The organism is Stenotrophomonas sp. Marseille-Q5258, assembly GCF_946900935.1.
Lineage (GTDB): Bacteria > Pseudomonadota > Gammaproteobacteria > Xanthomonadales > Xanthomonadaceae > Stenotrophomonas > Stenotrophomonas nematodicola.
Map to the genome: position 1 here is coordinate 69022 of NZ_CAMPPN010000023.1, position 6590 is coordinate 75611.

Sequence of the window (6590 nt, forward strand, 5' to 3'; positions counted from 1 at the left end):
TCCGGGCCACGGGCGGATTTGCCGACATCGTGGGCGGAAATGGCGACGGGCGCGCTGCGGGGGGACAGGCTGTCGATGAGGATTCTCCAATGTACCGAGCGAAGTGGAAGCGGCATCAGGCCGGGTGGATCGTGGTGCTGGCAGCATTGCTGTGGTGGCCGCTGCTGGCGTGTGCCAAAGGTCCGGAACCCCGCCATGCGGTGCTGGTGGTCGGGGACAGCCTCAGTGCCGCCCACAATATCCCGGCGGCCTCGGGCTGGGTGAACCTGCTTCAGCAGCGGGTCAACCAACAGATCAAACCGCCGCCGGCGATCATCAATGCCAGCATCAGCGGTGAAACCTCCTCCGGAGCGCTGACCCGGCTGCCGGGCCTGCTGCAGAAGCACCGGCCCTCGGTGGTGGTGATCGAACTGGGCGGCAACGATGCCCTGCGCGGGCTGACCCCCGCCCAGCTGCGCGGCAATCTGGAGAAGATGATCCTGGCCAGCCAGGCGGCCGGGGCCAACGTGCTGCTGCTGGGCATCGACGTGCCGCCCAACTACGGCCCGGCCTACCGGCAGCGGCTCAAGCAGGTCTATGCCGATCTGGCGCGGCAGCACAAGGTGGCGCTGCTGCCGTTCCTGCTGGAGGGGGTGGCGCTGCAGCCCGGATCGATGCAGGCCGACGGTCTGCATCCCACCGCTGCCGCGCAACCCCGGGTGCTGGACAACGTCTGGCCCCTGCTGAGACCCCTGCTCTGATTGTGTCGTGACCGGCTTCACACGGCGTCCACTGCCCATGCGGCATGTTTCACAAAGCTGAAGAAAGAGGGACTCTCATGCGTCAGACAAAGGAAACCGCCGGCCTGGTGCTGGTGGTCGAAGACAACCGCAACATCTCCGAGATGATCGGTGAATACCTGGAAGGCCGCGGCTTCGAGGTCGACTACGCCCAGGACGGGCTGGACGGCTATCGCCTGGCAGCGGAAAACAGCTATGACGTGGTCGTGCTGGACCTGATGCTGCCGCGTCTGGACGGCATCGAAGTCTGCCGCCGGCTGCGCAACGACGCCCGCAAGTCCACCCCGGTGTTGATGCTCACCGCGCGCGACACGCTCGATGACAAGCTGACCGGTCTGGGCTTTGGCGCCGACGATTACCTGACCAAACCCTTCGCCATCCAGGAACTGGAAGCGCGGTTGCGCGCCCTGATCCGCCGCGAGCGCCGGCAGGTGGGCTCGGAAGTGCTGAAGGTCGCCGACCTGGTGCTCGATCCGGTCAGCATGCGCGCCACGCGTGCGGGCACCGAGCTGCAGCTGTCGCCGATCGGCCTGCGTCTGCTCACGATCCTGATGCGCGAGTCGCCCCGGGTGGTGACGCGCCAGGAAATCGAGCGCGAGATCTGGGGCAACGGTCTGCCGGATTCGGACACCCTGCGCAGCCATCTGTACAACCTGCGCAAGATCATCGACAAGCCGTTCGATCGCCCGCTGCTGCACACGGTGCAGAGTGCGGGCTACCGGATCGCCGATATCGCCCAGCCGATGAGCTGAGCGCATCGCGTGACGACAGTATGACCGAGTGGGCCCTGCGGGGCCCTGGGACCCTCGACGACCTGGCACCTTCCCGGTCGTCCGGGTTCCTTGCACGATGGAATCACGGCGCGCTTTCCTATAATCGCGGCGAACCGCCCTGGACCCCGTAATGCCGCACGGTCTGCCGCGCAAGATACGTATCGTCTTCATCCTCCAAGCTGTGCTGGCCAGTCTGGGCATCCTGCTGGGCGCATGGCTGGTGTCGCTGGTCATCAAGCACAGCCTGGTCAGCAGCGCGTTGCGCGAGGAAGCCGCCTATTTCTGGCAGCTCCACGACGCCTCGCCGGCGCAACCGCCGCCGAACACCCAGAACATCCGCGGTTATCTACTGGAGGCGGGGCAGTCCAGCCTGAGCCTGCCGGCCAACCTGCGCACGCTGGGGCCGGGGTTCCACGAGCTGAAGGACGACGACCAGCTGGTCCTGGTCGATGCCCGCGAGGAGGGCCAGCTGTACCTGGTGTTCCTGCGCTCGCGCGCGGAAATGCTGGCCTTCTGGTTCGGCATCGTGCCGGTGCTGCTGACCCTGCTGGCGGTGTACGGCGCGTCCTGGATCACCTACCGGGCCTCCAAACGGCTGGTGTCGCCGGTGAACTGGCTGGCGCGGCGGGTCTCGCGCTGGGACCCCGGGCATCCGGAAGCGGCGGACCTGGCGGCGGACAAGCTGCCGGCGGACATGCAGGGTGAAACCCGGCAGCTCGCGGCCGCGCTGCATTCGCTGGCCACGCGGGTCAGTGCGCATGTGGCGCGCGAGCGCAACTTCACCCGCGATGCCAGTCACGAGCTGCGCACGCCGCTGACCGTGATCCGCGTCGCCAGCGACATGGCCCTGGGCGATGCGGAGATGACTCCGCGCCTGCGTCGCGGCCTGCAGCGCATCCAGCGCGCCGGGCGGGACATGGAGGCGGTGATCGACGCGTTCCTGATCCTTGCGCGCGAGGCGGACGTGGAGCCGCAGGTCGAACTGTTCGATGTCAACGACATCGTGCGTTACGAGGTCGACAACGCACGCGAGCTGCTGGCCGGCCGGCCCGTGGAGATCCACATGCACAGCGGAGGCCCGGTGCACCTGCACGCGCCGCCGCGGGTGCTGCAGGTGGTGGTCAGCAATCTGCTGCGCAATGCCTGCAGCTACACCGACGAAGGCAGCATCGAGGTGGACGTCGAGCAGGATCGGGTGGTGGTGCGCGACACCGGCATCGGCATGTCGGCCGACGCCCTGGCCCGCGCCTTCGAGCCGTTCTACCGGGCCGACCCGACCCGCCCGCAGGGCACGGGGCTGGGCCTGTCGATCGTGCGCCGCCTGTGCGACCGGTTCGGCTGGAAGATCACCCTGACCAGCGAACCCGGCGTCGGCACCCAGGCGACGATCGTCTACCGCTGACCTGCGGCAACGCCGGGCGCTGCCGTCATTCGCAGCGTACCTTGGGCGCCAATGCCTCGCGCCAGATCGCATAGCCGTCCGGGGTCATGTGCAGCATGTCCTCGCGGAACAGCGACGCGCGTGGCTGGCCGTCGGCACCCAGCATTGGCGTGTAGATGTCGGTGTAGCCGGTGTTGGGCATCCGGGCCAGCGCCTGCCGGATCAGCCCGTTGGCTTCGACCACCGCCGGCAGCAGCTGCGCGCGCGACGGGCTGGGCTTGATCGAGATCACTTCCACGGTCGTCTTCGGCAGGTCGCGGTGCACGCGCTGCACGAACGCCACCACGTCGTCGCGCACCTGCGCCGGGCTGCGGCCGCTGTTGAGATCGTTGTCACCGGCGTAGAAGAACACCTTGCACGGCGCGTACGGAATCACGATCCGGTCGGCGTACCAGGTGCTGTCGCGCACTTCCGACCCGCCGAAGCCGCGGTTGAACACCTTCTGGCCCGGGAAATCGGCGGCCAGGGTGTCCCACATGCGGATCGAGGAACTGCCGATGAACTCGATTCCGCCGCGCGGTGGCGGCGCCGCCTTGTCGGCGGCGGCGAACTGGTCCATGTCCCCGGCCCAGGCCACGTTGGAGACCTGGGCCGGCACCTGCGGCGCGGCCGGCGGGACGGGGCTGCGGGCCAGCGCCGGCAGGGCGCAGGCCAGCGCCAGGGCGAGCAGCAGGGGGCGGCGGTACGTCATCGCAATCTCCATTCAGGCAGGGCATTCATCATAGAAGCTCCGCCCGGTTTCCGCCGTGCCCCATCGGGCCATTCCGGGCCTGCGTCCGTGCCGGCAACGGGCTTGTGGCAAAATGACGGATTGACCGCCCATTCAGCGATGCCCATGACTGCCAGCTGTGCGCTGTTACCTCTGTTCCGGCCCACCCCGCGCAGTGGAGTCCGTTGCCGTGGCTGACGAAATGGGGCACATGCCCCGCGGCCCGCGACGCATCTTCAAGGCGGCGGTGTGGTCCTGGCAGGGGCTGCGGGCAGCCTGGCTGCACGAGTCCTCGTTCCGCCTGGAGGTCTACCTGCTGGTGGTGCTCGCACCTCTGGCGCTCTGGCTGGGCCAGACCCCGGTCGAGCGTGCGCTGATGATCGGCTCGATGCTGCTGGTGCTGGCAATGGAGCTGGCCAACTCGGCCATCGAAGCGGTGATCGAACGTTACGGCAGCGAGTTCCATGAGCTGGCCGGGCGCGCCAAGGACATGGGGTCGGCCGCGGTCTTCGTGCTGATGATGAATGTCCTGGTGTGCTGGGGCCTGATCCTGGTACCGCACTTTTTCTGACGCGTCTGCGGCGCGTCATCCCCCCTGTAAGGATGGAAGTCCATGTTCCTTGAGTTGCTGTCCGACCCCAATGTCTGGTTGACCCTGCTGACCCTGAGCGCGCTGGAAATCGTGCTCGGCATCGACAACCTGGTGTTCATCTCGATCGCCGTGAGCAAGCTGCCGGAAGCGCGCCGCCCGTTCGCGCGCAAGCTCGGCATCGCGGTGGCCTGCATCACCCGCATTCTGCTGCTTGTCTCGCTGGCCTACCTGGCACACATGCAGGCCAACCTGTTCACCGTGGCCGGCATGGGCATCTCCATCCGTGACCTGGTCCTGATCGTGGGCGGCCTGTTCCTGATCATCAAGGGCGGCATGGAAATCCGCGAGCTGATCACCGGCGGTGAAGACGAAGATCCCACCACGACCAAGGCCTCGGCCGTGTTCGGCCTGGTGATCGCCCAGATCGCCATCATCGACATCGTGTTCTCGCTGGATTCGGTCATCACCGCCGTCGGCATCGCCGAGCACGTGCCGGTGATGGTCGCCGCGATCCTGCTTTCGGTCGCCGTGATGCTGCTGGCCGCCAACCCGCTGGGCCGCTTCATCGATGCCAACCCGACCGTGAAGATGCTGGCCCTGGCCTTCATCCTGCTGATCGGCGCGGTGCTGATCCTGGATGGCCTGGACGTGCACGTGCCCAAGCCCTACATCTACGCCGCGATGGGCTTCTCGGTGCTGGTGGAATGGCTGAACCTGCTGATGCGCCGCCGCGCCGTGGCCCACAACGTGCCGGGCGCCGGCCAGTGGTGACGGCCGGGTCGGTCCGCCGTGTCGCATCTGGCTGAACACGGCGCACCGACCCCGTTCGTGGCATGCTCCGGACTCCCGTCATAGAGAGCCGGAGCCGGCCATGCGATCGTTCTCCCGACTGTTGTTCCTGGCCGTACTGGCCTCCCTGCTGTCCGGCTGCGGCTACAACGCCATCCAGCAGAAGGATGAGCAGGTCAAGGCCGGCTGGGCCGAAGTGCTCAACCAGTACAAGCGCCGTGCCGACCTGATCCCCAACCTTGTGCAGACCGTGGAAGGCTATGCCAACCAGGAACGCCAGGTGCTGACCGACGTCACCAATGCCCGCGCCCGCGTCGGCCAGGTCAACGTCAACGCCGACGACGCCGACTCGCTCAAGCAGTTCCAGCAGGCGCAGGGCGAACTCAGCGGCGCGTTGTCGCGGCTGCTGGTGGTCACCGAGAACTACCCCAACCTGAAGTCCGACCAGGGCTTCCGCGATCTGCAGGCGCAGCTGGAAGGCACGGAGAACCGCATCACCGTGGCGCGCGGCCGCTACATCCAGATGGTGCAGGACTACAACACCTTCATCCGCCAGTTCCCGCAGGTGATCACGGCCAAGATCTTCGGCTATGCGACCAAGCCGAACTTCACCGTCGAGAACGAGGCGCAGATTTCCCAGCCGCCGGCGGTCAAGTTCGGTTCGCAGGCGCCCGCTCCGGCGCCGGCGCCGGCGCCCGCGCCCGCGCCGCAGACCCCGCAGCCGGCGCACTGAGCCCGTGACCGCGCGCCTGCTGCGCTTCCTGCTGCTGCTCGCCCTGTGCCTGGCGCCGGCGGCGTGGGCCCAGCAGGCGGCGATTCCGCCGTTGACCTCGCCGGTGGTGGACACCACCGGCACCCTGGATGCCGCGCAGACGCAGGCGCTTGAAGCCCAGGCGCTGGCCCTGCAGCAGCGCAAGGGCAGCCAGTTGCAGATCCTGATGGTGCCCAGCACCCAGCCCGAATCGATCGAGCAGTACACCCAGCGCGTGTTCGAGCAGTGGCAGATCGGCCGCAAGGGCGTGGACGACGGCGTGCTGCTGGTAGTGGCCAAAGATGATCGCCGCGTGCGCATCGAACCGGGGTACGGGCTGGAAGGCGCGATTCCCGATGCGATCGCCAATCGCGTGATCCAGGAGTACCTGGCCCCGCAGTTCCGCACCGGCGATTATGCCGGCGGCCTGTCCGCGGCCACCGGCGCGCTGGTCACACTGATCGACGGCGAGGAGCTGCCGGCACCGGTCAGCGACCACCGCGCCACCCGCAACCCGGATGGCGACGGCTGGACCTTTGCCCTGGTGATCGGCTTCTTCGTCGGCAGCGTCCTGCGTGCGCTGTTGAGCGGGGTGCCATGCCCGCTGCGCGGACTGCTGGGCGGTGCCGGCGCGGCAGTCGCCGCGTTCCTGTTCACCTCGCTGTGGCTGGCCAGTGGCCTGGCCGGGCTGGTGGCGCTGTTCATCGGTCTGTCCTCGAGCAAGGCCGGCCGCTTTGCCCGCAGTGGGGGCTGGGG

Annotated in this window: 8 protein-coding genes; 7 read left to right on the forward strand and 1 reads right to left on the reverse strand. The window is 67.8% G+C overall.

Annotated elements, in window-relative coordinates:
- The first annotated feature begins 89 nt into the window (after positions 1-89).
- The 3 genes from OC534_RS15370 (at position 90) to OC534_RS15380 (ending at position 2954) form a co-directional block, all read left to right on the forward strand.
- Positions 90-740 carry an arylesterase gene (locus tag OC534_RS15370; protein ID WP_017357190.1) on the forward strand — a complete coding sequence of 217 codons (651 nt, stop codon included), beginning with the start codon at positions 90-92 and terminating at the stop codon, positions 738-740.
- Positions 741-817: 77 nt separating this feature from the next.
- A complete protein-coding gene (locus tag OC534_RS15375; protein WP_017357189.1) occupies positions 818-1531 on the forward strand; it encodes a response regulator transcription factor in 714 nt (237 codons plus the stop codon).
- A 151-nt stretch (positions 1532-1682) separates the two neighbouring features.
- A complete protein-coding gene (locus OC534_RS15380; protein ID WP_136003715.1) occupies positions 1683-2954 on the forward strand; it encodes a HAMP domain-containing sensor histidine kinase in 1272 nt (423 codons plus the stop codon).
- 25 nt (positions 2955-2979) lie between these two features.
- Here OC534_RS15380 and OC534_RS15385 read toward each other — a convergent pair whose 3' ends face one another.
- On the reverse strand, positions 2980-3684 hold the full coding sequence (locus OC534_RS15385) for an SGNH/GDSL hydrolase family protein (RefSeq protein WP_136003717.1): 705 nt from the start codon (positions 3682-3684) through the stop codon (positions 2980-2982).
- A 208-nt stretch (positions 3685-3892) separates the two neighbouring features.
- Here OC534_RS15385 and OC534_RS15390 point away from each other — a divergent pair, with 208 nt between their 5' ends.
- From OC534_RS15390 to OC534_RS15405, 4 genes are all read left to right on the forward strand, one after another.
- A complete protein-coding gene (locus OC534_RS15390; protein WP_153164889.1) occupies positions 3893-4273 on the forward strand; it encodes a diacylglycerol kinase in 381 nt (126 codons plus the stop codon).
- Between the two features lie 42 nt (positions 4274-4315).
- A complete protein-coding gene (locus OC534_RS15395) occupies positions 4316-5065 on the forward strand; it encodes a TerC family protein (protein WP_017357185.1) in 750 nt (249 codons plus the stop codon).
- 100 nt (positions 5066-5165) lie between these two features.
- Complete coding sequence (locus OC534_RS15400; protein WP_262072104.1) at positions 5166-5816, forward strand: LemA family protein; 651 nt, start codon at positions 5166-5168, stop codon at positions 5814-5816.
- Between the two features lie 4 nt (positions 5817-5820).
- The coding region (locus OC534_RS15405) for a TPM domain-containing protein (RefSeq protein WP_262072105.1) at positions 5821-6590 on the forward strand (770 nt) is incomplete at its 3' end.

What these genes read in the sequence shown, in the direction of transcription:
- OC534_RS15385 (WP_136003717.1), bottom strand. Translation starts at nt 3,684, where the DNA reads ATGACGTACCGCCGCCCCCTGCTGCTCGCCCTGGCGCTGGCCTGCGCC.
- OC534_RS15395 (WP_017357185.1), top strand. Translation starts at nt 4,316, where the DNA reads ATGTTCCTTGAGTTGCTGTCCGACCCCAATGTCTGGTTGACCCTGCTG.
- OC534_RS15375 (WP_017357189.1), top strand. Translation starts at nt 818, where the DNA reads ATGCGTCAGACAAAGGAAACCGCCGGCCTGGTGCTGGTGGTCGAAGAC.
- OC534_RS15370 (WP_017357190.1), top strand. Translation starts at nt 90, where the DNA reads ATGTACCGAGCGAAGTGGAAGCGGCATCAGGCCGGGTGGATCGTGGTG.
- OC534_RS15380 (WP_136003715.1), top strand. Translation starts at nt 1,683, where the DNA reads ATGCCGCACGGTCTGCCGCGCAAGATACGTATCGTCTTCATCCTCCAA.
- OC534_RS15400 (WP_262072104.1), top strand. Translation starts at nt 5,166, where the DNA reads ATGCGATCGTTCTCCCGACTGTTGTTCCTGGCCGTACTGGCCTCCCTG.